Raw genomic sequence first — 18,750 nt, 5'->3', positions numbered from 1 at the left:
AATCGAAGGCAAGGGGGAGCTGGGGTTGGCAAGCGAAGAGACTGTGAAGCGCTGCTCGCGGTGTAAGCAACACAAGCCGCGAGCAGCGTTCGCGCGGAACAAGTCGATACTTGACGGCTTACAGGCCTACTGCCGGGAGTGTGCGGCCGCCTACCACCAGCAGCGGCAGCTAGCCAAGGGGCGCAACATCCGCCCTAGGGTGGATGTGCCCAGCGGACACAAGTACTGCCGTATCTGCGGTGAGATCAAGCGGCACAACGAGTGGCATCGCAACGCCGCTGCGTCTGACGGCTTGGCAACCCTCTGCAAGGCGTGCAAGGCGATAAAGGGGCGAGCAGGACATCTGAAGCGCCAGTACGGCATCACCGAAGCCGAGCGTGACGAGATGGTCGCCTCTCAGATGGGGCTTTGCGTGATCTGTCTGAAGGCTCCGGCTGCACATGTGGATCACTGCCACAAGACGGGTAAGGTCCGTGGCGTACTGTGCTTTAACTGCAACTCGGCCATCGGCAAGTTGGGAGACGATCCCGACATTGGTCGTCGAGCTGTCGCCTACCTGGAAGGAATCGCGTGGAAGCCAACACTCGTAGCACCGGGCGTCTACCAGCTGCCTTCCTGACGCCTGGTTCCTCGTCCTTCATGGACTTCCTCGGTGCCCACTCGCCCGAGCTGCTCCCGGGGAACCGTCCGCTCCCCCCGGTGCAGGGCGCGATCGAGGCCCCCCACGGCACGACGATCGTCGCGGCCACCTTCCCCGGCGGGGTGGTGCTCGCCGGCGACCGCCGCGCGACGATGGGCAACCTCATCTCCCAGCGCGACGTCGAGAAGGTCTTCCCCGCCGACGAGTACTCGGCCGTCGGCATCGCGGGCACGCTCGGCTTCGCCGTGGAGATGGTCAAGCTCTTCCAGCTGGAGCTGGAGCACTTCGAGAAGGTCGAAGGCACCATCCTCTCCCTGGAGGGCAAGGCAAACCGGCTGTCGACCATGATCCGCGGCAATCTCGGCATGGCCATGCAGGGCCTGGCCGTCGTCCCCGTCTTCGCGGGCTGGGACGTCGACCGCCAGAAGGGCCGCATCTTCTCCTACGACGTGACCGGCGGGCGCTCCGAGGAGTTCGGCTTCGCCGCCACCGGTTCCGGCTCGCTGTTCGCCCGTGGCGCGCTCAAGAAGCTGTACCGCGAGGACCTGACCGAATCCCAGACGGCCACCGCCGTCGTCCAGGCGCTGTACGACGCCGCCGACGAGGACTCCGCGACCGGCGGTCCCGACCTCGCCCGGCGCATCTACCCCATCATCACGGTGATCACCGAGGACGGCTTCAAGAGGCTCGCCGAGGCGGAGGTGTCCGAGATCGCCCGTGCCATCCACGAGCGGCGGCTCGAGGAGCCGGACGGCCCGCGGGCCTCGCTGCTCTGAGGGACGGTCGACCCGGAATGCATTCGCCAATGACAGAAAGGGACGGATAGCCGGTGACTACGCCGTTCTATGTATCGCCTCAGCAGGCCATGGCCGACCGCGCCGAGTACGCCCGCAAGGGCATCGCGCGCGGCCGCAGCGTGGTCGTGTTGCAGTATGCCGACGGCATCCTGTTCGTCGCGGAGAACCCGTCCCGCGCGCTGCACAAGGTCAGTGAGATCTACGACCGGATCGCCTTCGCGGCGGTCGGGAAGTACAACGAGTTCGAGAATCTGCGCATCGGTGGTGTCCGCTACGCCGATCTGCGCGGTTACACCTACGACCGCGACGATGTGACCGCCCGCGGCCTCGCCAATGTCTACGCCCAGACCCTCGGCACCATCTTCTCCAGCGCGGCGGAGAAGCCTTATGAGGTCGAGCTGATCGTCGCCGAGGTCGGGGACGGCCCCGAGGACGACCAGATCTACCGGCTGCCGCACGACGGTTCCATTGTCGACGAGCACGGCTCGGTCGCGGTGGGCGGTAACGCCGACCAGATCAGCAGCTACCTCGACCAGCGCCACCAGGACGGCATGACCCTGGCCGAGGCGCTCAAGCTGGCTGTCGAGTCCCTCGCCCGGGACAGCAACGGCGGAGAGCGCAGTCTCACCGCCGAGCAGCTCGAGGTCGCGGTGCTGGACCGGACGCGGCCCCAGCAGCGGAAGTTCAAGCGGGTGATGGGCGGTCAGCTGGCCCGCCTCCTGGGGGCGGAGAGCGCCGCCGCAGAGTCGGATTCGGAGTCCGAGTCCCCGGCCGAGGACACCTCCGAGACCGAGGACTGACCTCACCACCTCACAACGCGCGGCGCGCCCTGGCCCCGGCCGGGGCGCGCCGCGCGTTTTTGTCTCCGCGCCCGCTGCGCGGGAGGGCATCCGTCGCCGGACGGGGCCTAGCGCGGCGGCGGGCCGCTGGACCCCCGGGGGACGAGCTCGACCGGCAGTGTCGTGTCGCCGTGCGCCGTCTCGCCGTCCAGCACCGCCATCAGCGCCCGCATCCCGGCTGCGCCGACCGCCTCGGCGGGCAGTCGTACCGTGGTCAGTTCCGGGTCGACCGCTGTGGCCAGTGCCAGGTCGTCGAAGCCGGTGACGGAGACGTCGTCCGGTACTCGCAGTCCGAGCCGGCGGGCGGCCTTGCAGGCGCCCGCCGCCAGGATGTCGTCGTCGCATACGAGCGCCGTGGGGCGGGGGCCGGGCCGGGTGAGTGCCCGTTCGGCCGCGCGCTGCCCCTCGTCGACCGTCAGCGGGGCGGTCTCGGTGTGCACGGTGGCGCCCGGGACCGTGCCCATCGTGGCTGTCAGGGCCCGCGCGCGTACCCGGAAGGTCCAGGTGTCCACGCCGGCCGCCACATGGGCGATGCGGCGGTGTCCAAGGCCCAGGAGGTGTTCCGCGGTCTGGCGCATCCCGTCGGCGATGTCGAGGTTGACGGTGGCCGCGGCGACTTTGTCGTCGGGTGCGCTGTCGAGCATCACCAGCGGTAGCCCGCCGCCGCGTACCGCGGCCAGCGCGTCGGCCGCCATCGAGGAGGCGATCACGCCGTCGAGCGAGGCGCGGGCGGAGTCGAAGGGGTCGCGTGCCGGGCCGACCCCTTCCGGTGACGGGTAGAGCACCACGCCGAAGCCGCCTTCGGCGGCCACGCGTGCCGCGCCGGTGTAGACGCGGGCGAAGAATTCCGTGGTCAGTGCGGGGACGACGAGCAGCGCGGTCCTGGTCCGGCCGAGGCGGAGGCTGCGCGCCGCGAGGTTCGGGCGGTATCCGAGTTCGCGCGCGGCGGTGCGTACGGCTTCCACGGTGCGCGGTGAGACCCGCCCTGTCCACTTGTCGCCCAGGACCAGCGACACGGTCGCCTGCGACACACCGGCGTGGCGTGCCACATCCCGGCTGGTTGCTCGCGCCCCCGGTCCGCCGGGAGCGCGCGCTCCCGGCGTGCGGTCTCCTTGCACGCTCGCCACTTCGCCCTCCCCTCGTCGTGGTCATCTCGGTCGCCCACCGTGAGGTGGACCCGGGTCGCCAGCCATGATACGTATAACGGCGGACGTTATACGTAAAACTTCACCCGGACGCGCCCGGGGGAGAACAGGAAACGAAGGGGCAGAGCATGGCGGCTGGCTACGGGGATCTGCTGCGCACCAAGCACGCGACCCGGCTTCTCGTCGGCACGCTCGTCGGCCGGCTGCCGAATGCCACCGCCGCCCTCGCCGTCGTGCTCTTCACCCGCGCCGAGGGCGGCAGCTACGCCCTGGCGGGCGCGCTCTCCGCCGTCTACGGCGTGGGCAACGCCCTGGGGCAGCCGCTGCTCGGCCGGGCCGTTGACCGCCACGGACAGCCGCGGGTGATGCTGCCCGCGGCCGTGCTCTCCGCGCTCGCCATGGCCGTGTTCGCCGTGGTCGGGCTCGACCCGCTGCCCGTCGCGTACGCCGCGATGCTCGCCGCGGGTCTGTTCACCCCGCCCCTGGAGGGCGGGCTGCGGGCGCTGTGGCCCGGGGTGCTCGGCCGGGAGGACCGGGTGCACGCGGCGTACGCCCTGGACGCCGTCGCGCAGGAGGTGATCTTCTCCGTCGGTCCGCTGCTGGTGACCGCCCTGGTCGCCTTCTGGTCGGAGGCGGCCGCGCTGCTGGTCATCAACGCCATCGGGGTCGCGGGCGCGCTGTCGGTCGTGCTGTCGCCGCCCTCCCGGCGCTGGCGCTCGGCCCCGCGCGAGGCGCACTGGCTGGGCGCGCTGCGCTCGCGGGGCCTGCTGGTGCTCCTCGGCACCTTCTTCTTCGTGGGTGTCGCCCTCGGTTCGATCGGTGTGGCGGCCGTCGGATACGCGGACGAGCACGGCGGCGGGATGGTGTCCAGCTATCTGCTCTCCGCGCTCGGGGTCGGCGCGCTGGTCGGCGGCCTGGCGTACGGCGCCCGGCCCTGGGCCGGCCCGCCGGAGCGGCGGCTGCGGGTCCTGGTGGCCGCTCTGGCGCTCGGCTACCTGCCGCTGGTCCTGGTGCCCGGGGTGGTCGCGATGACGGCGCTGGCGGGCCTGTCAGGTGTCTTCCTGGCCCCCGCGCTCGCCTGTGTCTTCGTGGTCGTCGACCGGCACGCCCCGCGCGGTACCGTCACCGAGGCGTTCTCCTGGCTGGTGACCACGTTCGTGGTCGGCAACGCCGCGGGAACGGCCGCCGCGGGGCCGGTGATGGAGCTCGGCGGGGTCGCGGCGGGCTTCGCGGTGCCGGGGGCGGCCGGGCTGGTGGCCCTGGTCGTGCTGCTGGCCACGGCGCGCTTCCTCACCGGCGCGCCGGGCGGGGCACCGGGCGACCCGGATGTGTCTCGGGCGGAAAATGATCGCAACCGTGCCGTCGAACCCGGTTTCAGAGCAGGCCGTCAGGCGTAATGTTCAGGCATGGACCGCCGCATTTTCGGGCTGGAGAACGAGTACGGCGTCACGTGCACTTTCAGGGGACAGCGCCGGTTGTCTCCTGACGAAGTGGCGCGCTACCTCTTCCGCCGTGTCGTCTCCTGGGGCCGCAGCAGCAATGTCTTCCTGCGCAACGGCGCCCGCCTCTATCTCGACGTGGGTTCGCACCCGGAATACGCAACTCCCGAGTGCGACAACGTGACCGAGCTGGTCACCCACGACAAGGCAGGCGAGCGCATTCTCGAAGGTCTGCTCGTGGACGCCGAGCGCCGCCTGCACGAGGAGGGAATCGCGGGCGACGTCTATCTCTTCAAGAACAACACCGACTCCGCCGGGAACTCGTACGGCTGCCACGAGAACTATCTGGTGGCCCGGCATGGTGAGTTCTCCCGTCTCGCCGACATTCTCATCCCGTTCCTGGTGACCCGGCAGCTGCTGTGCGGGGCGGGCAAGGTGCTACAGACGCCGCGCGGCGCGGTCTACTGCGTCAGCCAGCGTGCCGAGCACATCTGGGAGGGCGTCAGCTCCGCGACCACGCGCTCCCGGCCGATCATCAACACCCGTGACGAGCCGCACGCCGACGCCGAGCGTTACCGCCGGCTGCATGTCATCGTGGGCGACTCCAACATGTCCGAGACGACCATGCTGCTCAAGGTCGGCGCCACCGACCTGGTGCTGCGCATGATCGAGGCGGGCACGGTGATGCGTGATCTGACGCTGGAGAACCCCATCCGGGCCATCCGCGAGGTCAGCCACGACATCACCGGGCAGCGCAAGGTGCGCCTGGCCAGCGGGCGTGAGGCGTCGGCCCTCGAAGTGCAGCAGGAGTACTACGAAAAGGCGCTCGACTTCTGCGAGCGGCGGGGCATCCGCACGGGCACCGTCGAGCGCGTCCTGGAACTGTGGGGCCGCACGCTGGAGGCGATCCGCACCGAGGAGCTCGACCGGATCGACACCGAGATCGACTGGGTGATGAAATACCGGCTGATCGAGCGGTACCGGGCCAAGAACAACATCACCATGTCGCATCCGCGGATCGCCCAGATAGACCTCGCCTACCACGACATCCACCGCCGCCGGGGGCTGTACTACCTTCTGGAGAAGCGCGGTCAGGCGGCCCGGGTGTGCAACGACTTGAAGATTTTCGAAGGCAAGTCGGTGCCCCCGCAGACGACCCGCGCACGGCTGCGCGGCGACTTCATCCGCCGTGCCCAGGAACAGCGCCGCGACTTCACCGTCGACTGGGTGCACCTCAAACTCAATGATCAGGCGCAGCGCACGGTGCTGTGCAAGGACCCGTTCCGCTCGGTGGACGACCGGGTGGAGAAGCTCATCGCCGGAATGTGACCGCGGCGCCCGGACGGCCCATGTCCGGCGCGGGGCCCCGTACGTTTCGCGTACGGGGCCCGCGGCACGTCGTAGAGTGGCGCGCGTTGCCCCCCGCAGGCTCTACCGACGAGGACTTCCGTGCGCCGACGCTCCGTACTTCTTGCCGTGCCCGCAGGCCTGCTCACCGCCGCGGGCTGCGGCAGTGAGAAAGCAGGATCCGAGAAGTCCTCCAAGACCTCGCCCTCGCCGGAGGCCGGCAGCCCTTCGGCGGAGCCGACGGGCAAGATTGTGAGCGGGCCGGTGCCGGCCATCACGGGTGGCACGAAGTTCGGCGAGAAGCCCGAGGTCGCGAAGGGCTCGGGGCAGCCGTCCTCGTCGCTGGCGGTCAAGACGGTCATCAAGGGCGACGGGGCCAAGGTGGCCAAGGGTGACTACCTCCAGGTGGACTATCTCGGTCAGATCTGGAACACCGCGAAGGTCTTCGACAACTCCTACGACCGGGGGAAGCCGGCCGTCTTCCAGATCGGCGTCGGCCAGGTCATCCCGGGCTGGGACCAGGGGCTGGTGGACAAGAAGGTCGGCAGCCGTGTGGAGCTGGCCATTCCGCCGGCCTTGGGATACGGCAAGCAGGGCCAGCCGCAGGCCGGGATCAAGGGCACCGACACCATGGTGTTTGTCGTCGACATCGTGAACGCCTTCAACGGCAAGAGTTCGGCCAAGGGCCGCGTGGTGGCGCAGACCAACGCCGACCTGCCCAAGGTGGGCACTGAGACCGACGGCAAGGCGCCCGCCATCGAGGTCCCGAAGAAGGCCGCGCCGAAGAAGCTCGTCTCGGCCTATGTCATCGAGGGCGACGGGCCGAAGGTGAAGGCCACTGACACCGTGCTCGTCCAGTACAAGGGCGTGCTGTGGGACGGCGGCAAGGAGTTCGACTCCACGTACAAGAAGGGCCAGCTGGCGCAGTTCTCGCTTCAGCAGGTCGTCCAGGGCTGGGCGGAGGGGCTGACCGGCAAGAAGGCCGGCAGCCGTGTGCTGATCGTCATCCCGCCGGACCTCGGCTACGGGAAGAAGGCCCAGCAGGGCATCCCGGCCAACTCCACGCTGGTCTTCTCGGTCGACATCCTGGCGGTTCTGTAAGACTGGGCAGGTTGCCCACCACGTAAGAGGAGCAATTTCGTGAGCATCGACAAGCCCGAGGTCGACTTCCCGGGCGGCGAGCCGCCGAAGGACCTGGAGATCAAGGACATCTGGGAGGGCGACGGTCCCGTCGCCAAGGCCGGAGCCACCGTCAAGGTCCACTACGTCGGCGTCGCCTTCAGCACCGGCGAGGAGTTCGACGCGAGCTGGAACCGCGGCACCCCGCTGGAGTTCCAGCTCGGGGCCGGCCAGGTCATTTCCGGCTGGGACCAGGGTCTCCAGGGCATGAAGGTCGGCGGCCGCCGCCAGCTGACCATTCCGCCGCACCGGGCCTACGGGGACCGTGGCGCCGGCGGCGGCAAGATCAAGCCGGGTGAGACGCTGATCTTCGTGTGCGACCTGGTCGCTGTCTGAGGTCTGCCTCGTCGACGGCCGGAGGGTGAGCCTCCGGGCCGTGGCCGAAGCGTCCGTCGAGGGCCCCTGCCGCCCGGCAGGGGCCCTCGGCTTTTGTCCCGCGTCCCCGTAGCGGTACGGTCACGGTCGTAAGGTCACGAGGAAAGGGCGTCGATGGCGATTGCCAAGGCTGAGCGGCTGATGAACCTGGCGCTGTGCCTGCTGGGGACCCGGCGCCCGTTGACCAAGCGTGAACTGCGGGAGTCCATAGAGGCATACATCGAGGCTTCCGCGGCTTCGGCGACTTCGGCTTCCGCGTCGGCGGCCGGCGCGGGCTCCGGCTCCGGCGGGAGCGACGATGCCTTCAACCGCATGTTCGAGCGGGACAAGGACGATCTGCGCGAGTTGGGCCTGGTCATCGAGACCGTGGAGAGCGTCGACGGCGAGATCGGCTACCTGGCCCGCCGCGACAGCAACCGCCTCCCCCCGATCACCCTGGACGCCGAGGAGGCCGCGGCCCTAGGCCTGGCCGCGAAGGTCTGGCAGCAGGCCCGGCTCGCGGGCGCCGCCAGCGGCGCGCTCCAGAAGCTGCGTGCCGCCGGGATGCCGCTGGCCGAGGACCCGTACGACACCCAGCCGGCCGGCGCCCTGGAGCCGCGGATCCCGGTGCACGAGGCGGCCTTCGAGCCTCTGATGGTCGCCTGCCGTGACCGCCGCCCCGTCCTGTTCGACTATCGCAAGGCGAACGCCGCCCAGCCCGGGCAGCGCCAGGTGGAGCCGTGGGCTCTGGAGTGCTGGCGCGGCCACTGGTATCTGGCGGGATGGGACCGCGAACGGGCGGCCGAGCGCGTCTTCCGGCTCTCCAGGATCACCGGCAAGGTGCGTCTGCGGGCCGGCGCGTACACCGCCGAGGTGCCCGATCATGTCACCGTGCGCGAGACGGTGGAGCGCTGGTCGGGGGAGACCGCCACCGGCACCGCCCGGATCAGACTGCGCTCCGGCCACGGTTACCCGCTGCGGGCCAGGGCGCTGCGGACCAGCCCGCTGGGCGACGGCTGGGACGAGCTGGAGATCCCGTACGGACACGGGCTCGACGCCTGGCTGGTGGAGTTCGGCCCGGACGTGGTCGTGCTGGCGCCCGATGAGCTGCGGGCCGATGTCGTCGAGCGGCTGCGCGCCGTCGCCAAGGGCTGAGGGGGGCCGCAACGCATGGCCGGAAACGCGATTGACCAGACCCGCCGGATGCTGTCGCTGGTGACGTATCTGCGCGAGCGCCCCGGCGCCCGTGTGGCCGATGTCGCCCGCGCCTTCGGTATCAGCGAGGACGAGCTGATCTCGGACCTGGATGTGCTGCCGCTGTGCGGCACCAGCTTCCGCGGCGGCGACCTGCTGGACATCGACACCGACGGCGAGTGCATCTGGTGGCACAACCCGGACGATGTCGCCGAGCCGCTGCGGCTCGCCGCCGACGAGGCCACCGCGCTGCTGGTCGCCGCCCGCGCCGTCGCCACGCTCCCCGGGCTGCGCGAGGGCGACCGGGACGCGCTGCTGCGCGCCACGGCCAAGCTGGAGGCCGCGGCCGGTGAGGCGGCAGGTGCCAGTTCCCGACTGTCGGTCACCTTCGAGTCCGAGGGCGGGGTGTTCGCCGACGTCGACCGTGCCATCGCCGAGCGTCGCCGCCTGTGGCTGCGCTACTACTCGCCCGCGCGGGACGAGCTCACCGAGCGCGAGGTGGACCCGATCCGGCTGTTCGCCGTCGGCCACACCTATATGGAGGCGTGGTGCCGGCTCTCCGAGGCGCGGCGCACCTTCCGTCTTGACCGGGTCGCGGAGATCAAGCTGCTCGACGCGCCCGCCGACCCGCCGCCGATCGAGCTGCGCGATCTGTCGGACCTGTCGGCCGGGCTGGTGCAAACCGGTGCCGAGGACCCCGAGGTGGTCGTCGAGGTCGGCCCCGGCGGGCGCTGGGTCGCCGAGTACTACCCGCACGACAGCGCGGAGGAGCTGCCCGACGGCGGCCTCAGGATCACGCTGCGCACCCCCGACCCCGGCTCGCTGCGCCGCCTGGCGCTGCGGCTGGGCAGGGACGGCAGGATCGTCTCGCCGCAGGGGCTGGCGGACAGCGCGCGGGACGCGGCGCAGCGGGCGCTCGCGGCCTATGGTGAGTGAAGGGACACGCACAGTGACCGCTGGGGGGAATCCCACCTCGGTGATCTTCAAGGCAGCCTGTCCGGACTGCCGCGGCCGATTCGAACTGGCGGCCACCGCCCTGCGGCTGGCGATCGGGGGGAGTGACCGCACCACGTTCTACTCCTTCACCTGCCCCGACTGCGGGTCGGCGGTGCGCAAACCGGCGGGGGAGCGGATCGTGGAGCTGCTCACGGGCGGCGGGGTGAGAACCCTGCGGCTGCACTCCAAGGTCTGAGCCCACAGGGCTTGGGCGCGCCCCGACGGGTGGAGTTCGAAGCCGAGGGGTGAGGATCGGCGGCCCGGGCCCCCGATAGGCTCTGGTCCATGTTCTGGCCGATGCTCGCCCTCGCTCTCGCCTTCACCGGGATCGCCGTTCTCGCCGTGCTCGCCGTACGGGTCTTCGTCGAAGTGCGCGGGCTGGCGCGGCAGGTGGGGGAGAGCTCGCGGCAGATCACCCGGGCCGCCGAGGACCTGGAGCGGGCCACGGCCCCGCTCGGCGGCCAGGTGGACGCGCTGCGCCGGGGGCCGCACACCGGGCTTTCGTCGGACCCGGCGGCCGACTGAAGCCAGGGACTGACGGACAGGTCGGCGGGGTAGGCTGCTTGGCGCAGTCGTGACCGCGGCGGTGTGGTCGCAATAGGGAGTATGCACGGGGATTGCCCAGGGTTTACCCCAGCGGGTTACGATCGCTGCCAGCACTAGCACGCCAGTCCGATACCCAAACGGCAGGCATGAAAGTTACGCCGCCCCGGCGAGAAGGTAGTCGCACATGCTCGGCAATCTCAGGCCCACCGAGATCATTCTCATTCTCGTTGTCATCCTGCTGCTCTTCGGTGCCAAGAAGCTTCCGGACATGGCTCGGTCCCTCGGCAAGTCGGCCCGCATCCTCAAGAGCGAGGCCAAGGCCATGAAGAAGGACGACGAAGCGGCGAAGACCACCGAGGCCGCCCAGGCGGCGCCTGCCGACCCGGCCGCGCAGCAGCCCGCGCCGCGGACCATCCAGGCGGCTCCCGGCGATGTGACCAGCTCCCGCCCGGTCACCGAGCCGAACCGCACCGCCCAGGGCTGACGGAGCCGACGCAAGCCGAGAGTGCCGCCGTGGCTCGCTGAGCCGACGACGGCCTTCGCACGAGACGAGGACGTGGGTTGCTCAAGTCTGCCCGCAAACAGCAGAGGGATCCCGAGGGGCGGATGCCGCTCGCGGAGCATCTGCGAGAGCTGCGCAACCGACTGCTGAAGGCGGTCGTCGCGATCATCGTGGTCACGGTCGTCGCGCTGATCTACTACAAGCAGATCGCGGAGTTCCTGACCGGACCGGTGATCGACAGCGTCGGCTGCAAGAAGGGCGAGGGCATCGGCGGCGGGCATCCCGAGCCCTGTGCGCAGATCACCGCCAACGGCCTTCTCGCCCCCTTCACGATCATGCTGAAGGTGGGCCTGATGACGGGCGTCGTCGTCTCCAGCCCGATCTGGCTCTATCAGCTCTGGGCGTTCCTCGCGCCCGGCCTGCACAACCACGAGAAGAAGTACGCGCTCGGCTTCGTGGCCGCCGGTGTGCCGCTGTTCCTGGCCGGCGCCTGGCTCGCGTACGCCGTGCTGCCGACCACCGCCGGGGCGCTGGTCGGCCTCACCCCCTCGGACTGGGACAACCTGTTCCCCGCGGACGAGTTCTTCGACATCGTCACGCGCATGGTGATCGTCTTCGGCCTCGCCTTCGAACTCCCGCTCCTGCTGGTGCTGCTGAACTTCGGCGGGGTGATCACCGGTCGGCGGATGCTGGGCTGGTGGCGGGGCATGGTCGTCGGCATCACCGTCTTCGCCGCGGTCGCCACCCCCACCGGCGACCCGCTGACCATGTCGCTGCTCGCGGCGCCCATCGTGGTGCTGTACTTCGGCGCCACCGGCATCTGCCTCTTCAACGACCGCCGGCGCCGGCGCGGCAACCCGGACGCGGGGCTCGACGACGACGAGGCCTCCGACCTCGACCTGACTCCCGCGCCCGTCGGCGACGTCGAGCCGGTGTCCCGCCCCGACGATCCGGAGGACCCGGGCCCGACCCGGCGGAACGGCTACGACGACGTCACCTGACCCGAGTCGGCCGGGCCGGTGACCTGAACCGGCCCGGCCGATAGGGTCCGCGCGTGACCTGCGACATCACCCTCTTCGTCAACCCGACGGCGGGCCGCGGGCGCGGCGCCCGCGCCGCCCGGCCCGCGGCCCGGGCCCTGCGGGACGCCGGATTCGGCGTCCGGACCGTGGTGGGCGCCGACGCCGCCGAGGCCCTGGGGCGGGCCCGTGAGGCGGTGGCCGGCGGCACCGGGGCGCTGGTGGCCGTCGGGGGCGACGGCATGGTCTCGCTCGCCCTCCAGGCGGTCGCCGGGACCGGCACCCCGCTCGGGGTGATCGCCGTCGGTGGCGGCGACGACTTCGCCCGGGCCACCGGGCTGCCGATACACGACCCGGTGGCCGCGGCCCGCTCCATCGCCGCCTCGCTCAAGGGCGACGGCGGCCGCGCGGTCGACCTGGGGCGGGCGGGAGACGTCTGGTTCGGCACCGTCCTCGCCTCCGGGTTCGACTCCCGGGTCAACGAGCGCGGCAACCGGATGCGCCGGCCGAGCGGCCGGCTCCGCTACGACCTGGCCATGCTCGCCGAGCTGGCTGCCCTGCGGCCCGTCCGCTACCGGATGAGCCTGGACGGCGGGCCGGAGCGGGAGGTGGAGGCCACCTTGATAGCCGTCGGCAACGCCGCCTCGTACGGCGGTGGCATGCGGATCTGCGCGGACGCGGTCCTCGACGACGGGCTCTTCGACATCACGGTCGTCGGCCCGTGCAGCCGCACCACGCTGCTGACGGTCTTCCCGCGCGTCTACCGCGGCACCCACCTCGGCCACCGGGTGGTCACCAGCCACCGGGCCGCCTCGGTGTCCCTGGCCGCCGAGGGCCTGACCGCGTACGCGGACGGGGAGCGGCTGGGACCGCTGCCGCTCACCGCCGCCACCGTGCCCGGCGCCCTGCGCCTGCTGGGAGCGCCGGGGCGGCTCGCGGGCCCCTGATCCCGGCCGCGTCCCCCGCTCCGTCCCGAGGGGCGAGAAAGATCGCGTGCGTTGTCGGAGGCGGCCGGTAGTCTCGTACGTACGATGACCGACGAGCTGACTCCCGCCGAGCGCTACACCGCGGCCCGTCTGCGGGCGGCCGAGGAGGCCACCGCGCTGGCCCCCTTCCGCGAGATGTACGACTTCGAACTGGACCCGTTCCAGATCGAGGCGTGCAAGGCCCTGGAGACCGGGAAGGGCGTGCTGGTCGCCGCCCCCACCGGCTCGGGCAAGACCATCGTGGGCGAGTTCGCCGTCCACCTGGCACTCACCCAGGGCCGCAAGTGTTTCTACACCACGCCCATCAAGGCGCTGTCGAACCAGAAGTACACCGACCTCGTCAAGCGCTACGGCGCCGACCGGGTCGGTCTGCTCACCGGTGACAACAGCATCAACTCCGACGCCCCGGTGGTCGTGATGACCACCGAGGTGCTGCGCAACATGCTGTACGCGGGCTCCCAGTCGCTGCTGGGGCTCGGCTATGTGGTGATGGACGAAGTCCACTACCTCTCCGACCGGTTCCGCGGCGCCGTCTGGGAAGAGGTCATCATCCACCTCCCCGACTCGGTGACGCTGGTGTCCCTGTCCGCGACCGTCTCCAACGCGGAGGAGTTCGGCGACTGGCTCGACACCGTCCGCGGCGACACCGAGGTGATCGTCTCCGAGCACCGCCCCGTCCCGCTGTGGCAGCACGTGCTGGCCGGGCGGCGGATGTACGACCTCTTCGAGGAGAAGAGCACACCGGGGGACGGCCAGAGCGGCCGCCGGGAGGTCAACCCCGACCTGGTCCGGGTGGCCCGCATGGAGAGCACCCGGCCGAGCTTCGGCCGCGACAAGCGCCGCGGCCGGAACAACATGCGCGAGGCCGACCGCGAGCGCGAGCGCCGTCAGCGCAGCCGGATCTGGACCCCCGGCAGGCCCGAGGTCATCGAGCGGCTCGACGCCGAGGGGCTGCTGCCCGCGATCACCTTCATCTTCAGCCGGGCCGGCTGCGAGGCGGCCGTACAGCAGTGCCTGTACGCCGGGTTGCGGCTCAACGACGAGGCGGCGCGCGCCCGGGTGCGCTCCCTGGTCGAGGAGCGCACGGCCGGCATTCCCGACGAAGACCTGCATGTGCTGGGCTACTTCGAGTGGCTGGAAGGCCTGGAGCGGGGCATCGCCGCCCACCACGCCGGAATGCTGCCGACGTTCAAGGAGGTGGTGGAGGAGCTGTTCGTCCGCGGGCTGGTCAAGGCGGTGTTCGCCACCGAGACCCTGGCGCTCGGCATCAACATGCCCGCGCGTTCCGTGGTGTTGGAGAAGCTCGTCAAGTGGAACGGCGAGCAGCACGCCGACATCACCCCCGGCGAGTACACCCAGCTGACCGGCCGGGCGGGCCGGCGCGGCATCGACGTCGAGGGCCACGCCGTGGTGCTGTGGCAGCGCGCGATGGACCCGGGCGCCCTCGCCGGCCTGGCCGGCACGCGCACGTACCCGCTGCGCTCGTCCTTCAAGCCCTCGTACAACATGGCGGTCAATCTGGTCTCGCAGTTCGGGCGACACCGCTCCCGCGAGCTGCTGGAGACCTCCTTCGCGCAGTTCCAGGCCGACAAGGCGGTCGTCGGCATCTCCCGGCAGGTGCAGCGCAACGAGGAGGGCCTGCGCGGCTACCGCGCCTCCATGACCTGCCACCTCGGCGACTTCGACGAGTACGCGCTGCTGCGCCGCGAGTTGAAGGACCGCGAGACCGAGCTGGCCCGGCAGGGCGTGGCGCAGCGGCGCGCGGCCGCGGCGGACGCGCTGGAGAAGCTCCGCCCCGGCGATGTCATCCACGTCCCGACCGGGAAGTACGCCGGGCTCGCGCTGGTGCTCGACCCCGGGCTGCCGGCCGGGCGTACGGGCGGCCACCGCGGCCTGGAGTACCACGACGGGCCGCGCCCGCTCGTGCTCACCGCCGAGCGCCAGGTCAAGCGGCTGGCCGCGATCGACTTCCCGGTGCCGGTGGAGCCGCTGGAGCGGATGCGGATCCCCAAGTCCTTCAATCCGCGCAGCCCGCAGTCCCGCCGGGACCTGGCGTCCGCGCTGCGCAGCAAGGCGGGCCACCACGATGTGCACCGCCATCGCAAGCAGCGCTCGGCCGCGGCGGACGACACCGAGATCGCCCGGCTGCGCGCCGCCATCCGGGCCCACCCCTGCCACGGCTGCGACGAGCGCGAGGACCACGCCCGCTGGGCCGAGCGGTACCACCGGCTGCTGCGCGACACCCGCCAGTTGGAGCGGCGCATCGAGGGGCGCACGAACACCATCGCGCGCACCTTCGACCGGATCTGCGCCCTGCTGAGCGAGCTGGGCTATCTCAGCGGCGAGGAGGTCACCGACGACGGCAAGCGGCTCGCCCGGCTCTATGGCGAGCTGGACCTGCTCGCCAGCGAGTGTCTGCGCGACGGCGTCTGGGAGGGGCTGAAGCCCGAGGAGCTCGCGGCCTGCGCCTCGGCGCTGGTCTACGAGGCGCGGGCGGCGGACGACGCGCTGCCGCCCAAGCTGCCCGCGGGCCGGGTCAAGGAGGCGCTGGGCGAGATGGTCCGGATCTGGGGCCGGCTGGACGCCCTGGAGGACGACCACAAGATCAAGCAGGCGGAGGGGGTCGGTCAGCGCGAGCCCGACCTGGGCTTCGCCTGGGCCGCGTACCGCTGGGCCTCCGGACACGGGCTGGACGAGTTGCTGCGCGAGATCGAGATGCCGGCGGGCGACTTCGTGCGCTGGTGCAAGCAGGTGATCGATGTGCTGGGCCAGATCGCCGTGGCCGCCCCGCCGGACGGCACGGTGGCGCGCAGCGCCCGCCGGGCGGTCGACGGGCTGCTGCGCGGCGTGGTGGCGTACTCCTCGGTGGGCTGACTCCACCGCGCGGCGTTCTTCACGGGCCGGGTCCGGCCGGGGCGAGTTCCCGGCCGGACCCGGCCCGTTTCGTATGCCGCTTCCCGCTGTCCGTGCGTGGCCGTGGAGTCGGCGCAATCGCGATACATCGCGGTTGACGCCTCTGCCGAGTCGCGATATGTTCGGCGACGGATATACGGGGGCGAGGTGATGACGGTGTCGGCGAAGCGGCGCAAGCTGAGCAACCCCTTGGCGCTCGCGGTGATGGCGCTCCTGAGCGAGCGGCCGATGCATCCGTACGAGATCGCGCAGGTGCTCCGGCGACGGGGCAAGGAACACAGCATCAAGATCAACTACGGGTCGCTCTACACCGTCGTCCAGAACCTGGAGAAGCACGGCTTCGTCGAGGTCGCCGGTACCCAGCGGCAGGGGCTCCGCCCCGAGCGCACGGTGTACGGACTGACCGAGGACGGCCGCCGCGAACTGCACGAGTGGCTGGCGGAGCTGGTGTCCGTCCCCGCCCGGGAGTACCCCGCCTTCTCGGCCGCGCTCTCGCTGATCCTGGTGCTGCCCATCGACGAGGCCGATCGGCTGCTGCGGCAGCGGGCCGAGACGCTGGAGGCCCGGGCCGAGGCCCTCGACGGCTCGATCGACGCGCTGGAAAAGGACCTGCCGAGGGTGTTCCTGCTGGAGACGGAGTACGAACTGCACATGATCCGCGCCGAGATGGAGTGGGTCCGGTCCCTGCGCGCGGAGCTCGCGGCGGGCAGCCTCACCGGAGCGGCCGCATGGCGGACGCTGAGCCGGACCGGCGAGATGCCGGCGGAATGGGTCGAGATAGAGGAGAGAACCAACCCGGAGAAGTGAAACCGGAGCAGTGAAGAAGGCCCCGGCGCGCGCTGCGCCAACAGCGCACGCCAGGGCCCTGACCCCGGACCGGACCTGCGGCGATGGCAGGCCAGGCGATCGAGGTGCGGCACACCCAGGATAGCCCGGCTCTCCACCCGCGGATCGGTACGGCGGATTTCGCACGCGACGAATCGACGTCGTACGACAGATCAGAGTGGAGACACGCCGCCATGGCGCCAACAACCGGGGGACGCACCCCGCATCACACGCGCACCCGCGCGCTCGCAGTGGAAACCGACCAACTGGTCAAGACCTACCCCGGCGGGGTGAAGGCCCTGGACGGCATGGAGCTGGCCGTCGAGGCGGGCATCGTCTTCGGCCTGCTCGGACCCAACGGGGCCGGGAAGTCCACCACCGTCAAGATCCTCACCACCCTGGCCCGCCCCGACGCGGGCACCGCGGCGGTCGCCGGACACGATGTGCTCCGCCACCCCGGCCGGGTGCGCGCCGCCATCGGCGTCGTGGCCCAGAAGTCCGGCGCCGACCCGGTGGCCACCGGGCGGGAGAACCTGCTGCTCCAGGGGAGGCTGTACGGGCTGCGGGGCACCGCCGCCGCCCGCCGCGCCGACGAACTCCTGGACCGCTTCGACCTCGCCGACGCCGCGAACCGCCCGGTCAAGGGCTACTCCGGCGGCATGCGCCGCAGGCTCGACGTCGCGCTCGGGCTCGTACACCGCCCCGAGGTGCTCTTCCTCGACGAGCCCACGACCGGGCTCGACCCCGAGGCCCGCGCCGCCATGTGGGACGAGATCGCCCGGCTCGCGGGCGAGGAGGGGCTGACGATCCTGCTCACCACGCACTACCTCGAAGAGGCCGACCGCCTCGCCGAGCGCATCGCCATCGTCGACCGCGGCCGGGTCGTGGTCGAGGGCACCCCGGACGAGCTCAAGGGCGAACTCCGCGGCGACGCCGTCCACCTGGAGCTGCGCGAGACCGTCGCGGACGGCGCCGAGCCCCCGCTGCGCGACGCGCTCACCGCGCTGCCGGGCGTGCACGAGGCGGCCGTGGACGGACGGCGGGTCAGCGTCCGCGCCGACGACGGCGCCGCCGCCGTGCCCACGCTGCTGGCCGCCCTGGAGCGGTCGGGCGCCGCCGTGGCGACCGCGACCGTCGCCCGCCCCTCCCTCGACGACGTCTATCTGCGCTACGCGGGCCGCAGCTTCACCGAGGCGGAGGCCGCGGCCGGGGCGCCCGTGCCGGCCGGTGCCGCCGGAGGTGCCCGATGAGCGCGGCCCTCGCCCAGACCTGGTACATGACGCAGCGCCAGCTGATGGCCTACTGGCGCCAGCCCGTCTTTCTGCTGATCAATCTGGTCCAGCCGGTCATCTGGCTGTTCCTCTTCGGCTCCCTCTTCCGCAAGGTCACCGACCTCGGCGGCTTCGGCACCGGCTCGTACCTGGACTACCTGGTCCCGGGCATCGTGGTGATGAGCGCCCTGTCCTCCAACATGTGGGCGGGCATGGGAACCCTGGAGGAGATCGAGCGGGGCACCCTCAACCGCTTCCTGACCACGCCGGTCTCCCGCGGCGCGCTGATGAACGGCAATGTGGTCTCCCAGGGACTCAGCACCGCCGTGCAGTCCGTCATCATCGTGGCGCTCGGCAAGCTCGGCGGCGCCGACTACCCGGGCGGCATCACCGGGACGGCCCTGCTGATCGTGGCGTCCGTGCTGCTCGGCACGGTCTTCGGCGCGCTCTCCAACGCCCTGGGCATGCTGGTCCGGGAGCGGGAGTCGATCATCGGCATCAACACCTTCCTGCTGCTGCCGCTGACCTTCCTCTCCGAGGCCTTCATGGCGCCCTCCCTGATGCCGGGGTGGATGCGGCACATCGCCGACTTCAACCCGGTCAACTGGGCGCTGGTGGCAGGCCGTTCGGCCATGGCGGGCGACCCGGACTGGGGTGATGTGGCGAGCCGCGGCGGGGCGCTGCTGGCGCTCGCGCTGGCCGCGGTCTGGCTGTCGACCCGCACCTTCCGGTCGTACCAGCGGTCGGTCTGACCGCAG

The 18,750-nt window shown here is 71.2% G+C and carries 19 protein-coding genes; 18 read left to right on the top strand and 1 reads right to left on the bottom strand.

The window, feature by feature from the left end:
- Positions 1–25 precede the first annotated feature (25 nt).
- The 3 genes from ACZ4WQ_RS14880 to prcA are packed head-to-tail and all read left to right on the top strand — an operon-like array spanning position 26 to position 2,237.
- Positions 26–619, top strand: a complete 594-nt coding sequence (locus ACZ4WQ_RS14880; protein WP_398371929.1) for an endonuclease VII domain-containing protein — start codon at positions 26–28, stop codon at positions 617–619.
- Positions 571–1,416, top strand: coding sequence for a proteasome subunit beta (gene prcB, locus ACZ4WQ_RS14875; protein WP_398371931.1), 846 nt, complete (start codon positions 571–573; stop codon positions 1,414–1,416). Before ACZ4WQ_RS14880 ends, prcB begins: the two co-directional genes overlap by 49 nt.
- Positions 1,417–1,469: 53 nt before the next feature.
- Entirely contained in the window at positions 1,470–2,237 is a 768-nt protein-coding gene (gene prcA, locus ACZ4WQ_RS14870) for a proteasome subunit alpha (RefSeq protein ID WP_398371933.1), read from the top strand.
- Positions 2,238–2,344: 107 nt separating this feature from the next.
- Here prcA and ACZ4WQ_RS14865 read toward each other — a convergent pair whose 3' ends face one another.
- Positions 2,345–3,325, bottom strand: coding sequence for a LacI family DNA-binding transcriptional regulator (locus ACZ4WQ_RS14865; RefSeq protein WP_398371935.1), 981 nt, complete (start codon positions 3,323–3,325; stop codon positions 2,345–2,347).
- Between the two features lie 224 nt (positions 3,326–3,549).
- Here ACZ4WQ_RS14865 and ACZ4WQ_RS14860 point away from each other — a divergent pair, with 224 nt between their 5' ends.
- The 15 genes from ACZ4WQ_RS14860 (at position 3,550) to ACZ4WQ_RS14790 (ending at position 18,744) form a co-directional block, all read left to right on the top strand.
- The gene (locus ACZ4WQ_RS14860; RefSeq protein WP_398371937.1) at positions 3,550–4,818 is read left to right on the top strand and encodes an MFS transporter; all 1,269 of its coding nucleotides are present in this window, start codon (positions 3,550–3,552) and stop codon (positions 4,816–4,818) included.
- 9 nt (positions 4,819–4,827) lie between these two features.
- A complete protein-coding gene (pafA, locus tag ACZ4WQ_RS14855; RefSeq protein WP_311725302.1) occupies positions 4,828–6,189 on the top strand; it encodes a Pup--protein ligase in 1,362 nt (453 codons plus the stop codon).
- A gap of 120 nt (positions 6,190–6,309) precedes the next feature.
- Complete coding sequence (locus ACZ4WQ_RS14850) at positions 6,310–7,308, top strand: FKBP-type peptidyl-prolyl cis-trans isomerase (protein WP_358845548.1); 999 nt, start codon at positions 6,310–6,312, stop codon at positions 7,306–7,308.
- A gap of 39 nt (positions 7,309–7,347) precedes the next feature.
- A complete protein-coding gene (locus ACZ4WQ_RS14845; protein ID WP_311725304.1) occupies positions 7,348–7,722 on the top strand; it encodes an FKBP-type peptidyl-prolyl cis-trans isomerase in 375 nt (124 codons plus the stop codon).
- A 153-nt stretch (positions 7,723–7,875) separates the two neighbouring features.
- Positions 7,876–8,895, top strand: a complete 1,020-nt coding sequence (locus ACZ4WQ_RS14840; RefSeq protein WP_311725305.1) for a helix-turn-helix transcriptional regulator — start codon at positions 7,876–7,878, stop codon at positions 8,893–8,895.
- Between the two features lie 15 nt (positions 8,896–8,910).
- Positions 8,911–9,870 (top strand): helix-turn-helix transcriptional regulator, encoded by a 960-nt coding sequence (locus tag ACZ4WQ_RS14835; protein ID WP_311725307.1) that lies wholly within the window; start codon positions 8,911–8,913, stop codon positions 9,868–9,870.
- Positions 9,860–10,126, top strand: coding sequence for a hypothetical protein (locus ACZ4WQ_RS14830; RefSeq protein WP_311725308.1), 267 nt, complete (start codon positions 9,860–9,862; stop codon positions 10,124–10,126). The genes ACZ4WQ_RS14835 and ACZ4WQ_RS14830 overlap by 11 nt, the downstream gene beginning before the upstream one ends.
- An 89-nt stretch (positions 10,127–10,215) precedes the next feature.
- Entirely contained in the window at positions 10,216–10,455 is a 240-nt protein-coding gene (locus ACZ4WQ_RS14825; protein WP_311725309.1) for a hypothetical protein, read from the top strand.
- A gap of 205 nt (positions 10,456–10,660) precedes the next feature.
- Complete coding sequence (gene tatA / locus ACZ4WQ_RS14820; RefSeq protein ID WP_311725310.1) at positions 10,661–10,960, top strand: Sec-independent protein translocase subunit TatA; 300 nt, start codon at positions 10,661–10,663, stop codon at positions 10,958–10,960.
- A 77-nt stretch (positions 10,961–11,037) separates the two neighbouring features.
- Entirely contained in the window at positions 11,038–11,979 is a 942-nt protein-coding gene (tatC, locus tag ACZ4WQ_RS14815; RefSeq protein WP_311725311.1) for a twin-arginine translocase subunit TatC, read from the top strand.
- Positions 11,980–12,032: 53 nt separating this feature from the next.
- Positions 12,033–12,944: a diacylglycerol kinase gene (locus ACZ4WQ_RS14810; protein ID WP_398371943.1), complete on the top strand. Its 912-nt coding sequence runs from the start codon at positions 12,033–12,035 to the stop codon at positions 12,942–12,944.
- A gap of 84 nt (positions 12,945–13,028) precedes the next feature.
- Entirely contained in the window at positions 13,029–15,857 is a 2,829-nt protein-coding gene (locus ACZ4WQ_RS14805; RefSeq protein WP_398371945.1) for a DEAD/DEAH box helicase, read from the top strand.
- 189 nt (positions 15,858–16,046) lie between these two features.
- Entirely contained in the window at positions 16,047–16,703 is a 657-nt protein-coding gene (locus ACZ4WQ_RS14800) for a PadR family transcriptional regulator (protein ID WP_358845543.1), read from the top strand.
- 212 nt (positions 16,704–16,915) lie between these two features.
- Positions 16,916–17,971: an ATP-binding cassette domain-containing protein gene (locus ACZ4WQ_RS14795; protein WP_352133391.1), complete on the top strand. Its 1,056-nt coding sequence runs from the start codon at positions 16,916–16,918 to the stop codon at positions 17,969–17,971.
- Entirely contained in the window at positions 17,968–18,744 is a 777-nt protein-coding gene (locus tag ACZ4WQ_RS14790; protein ID WP_385351794.1) for an ABC transporter permease, read from the top strand. The genes ACZ4WQ_RS14795 and ACZ4WQ_RS14790 overlap by 4 nt, the downstream gene beginning before the upstream one ends.
- The last annotated feature ends 6 nt before the right edge of the window (positions 18,745–18,750 follow it).

It is taken from the genome of Streptomyces sp. NPDC028305, from assembly GCF_055569495.1.
The sequence above is the reverse complement of the archived record's forward strand: the minus strand, read 5'-3'. Positions and strand labels throughout refer to the sequence as shown.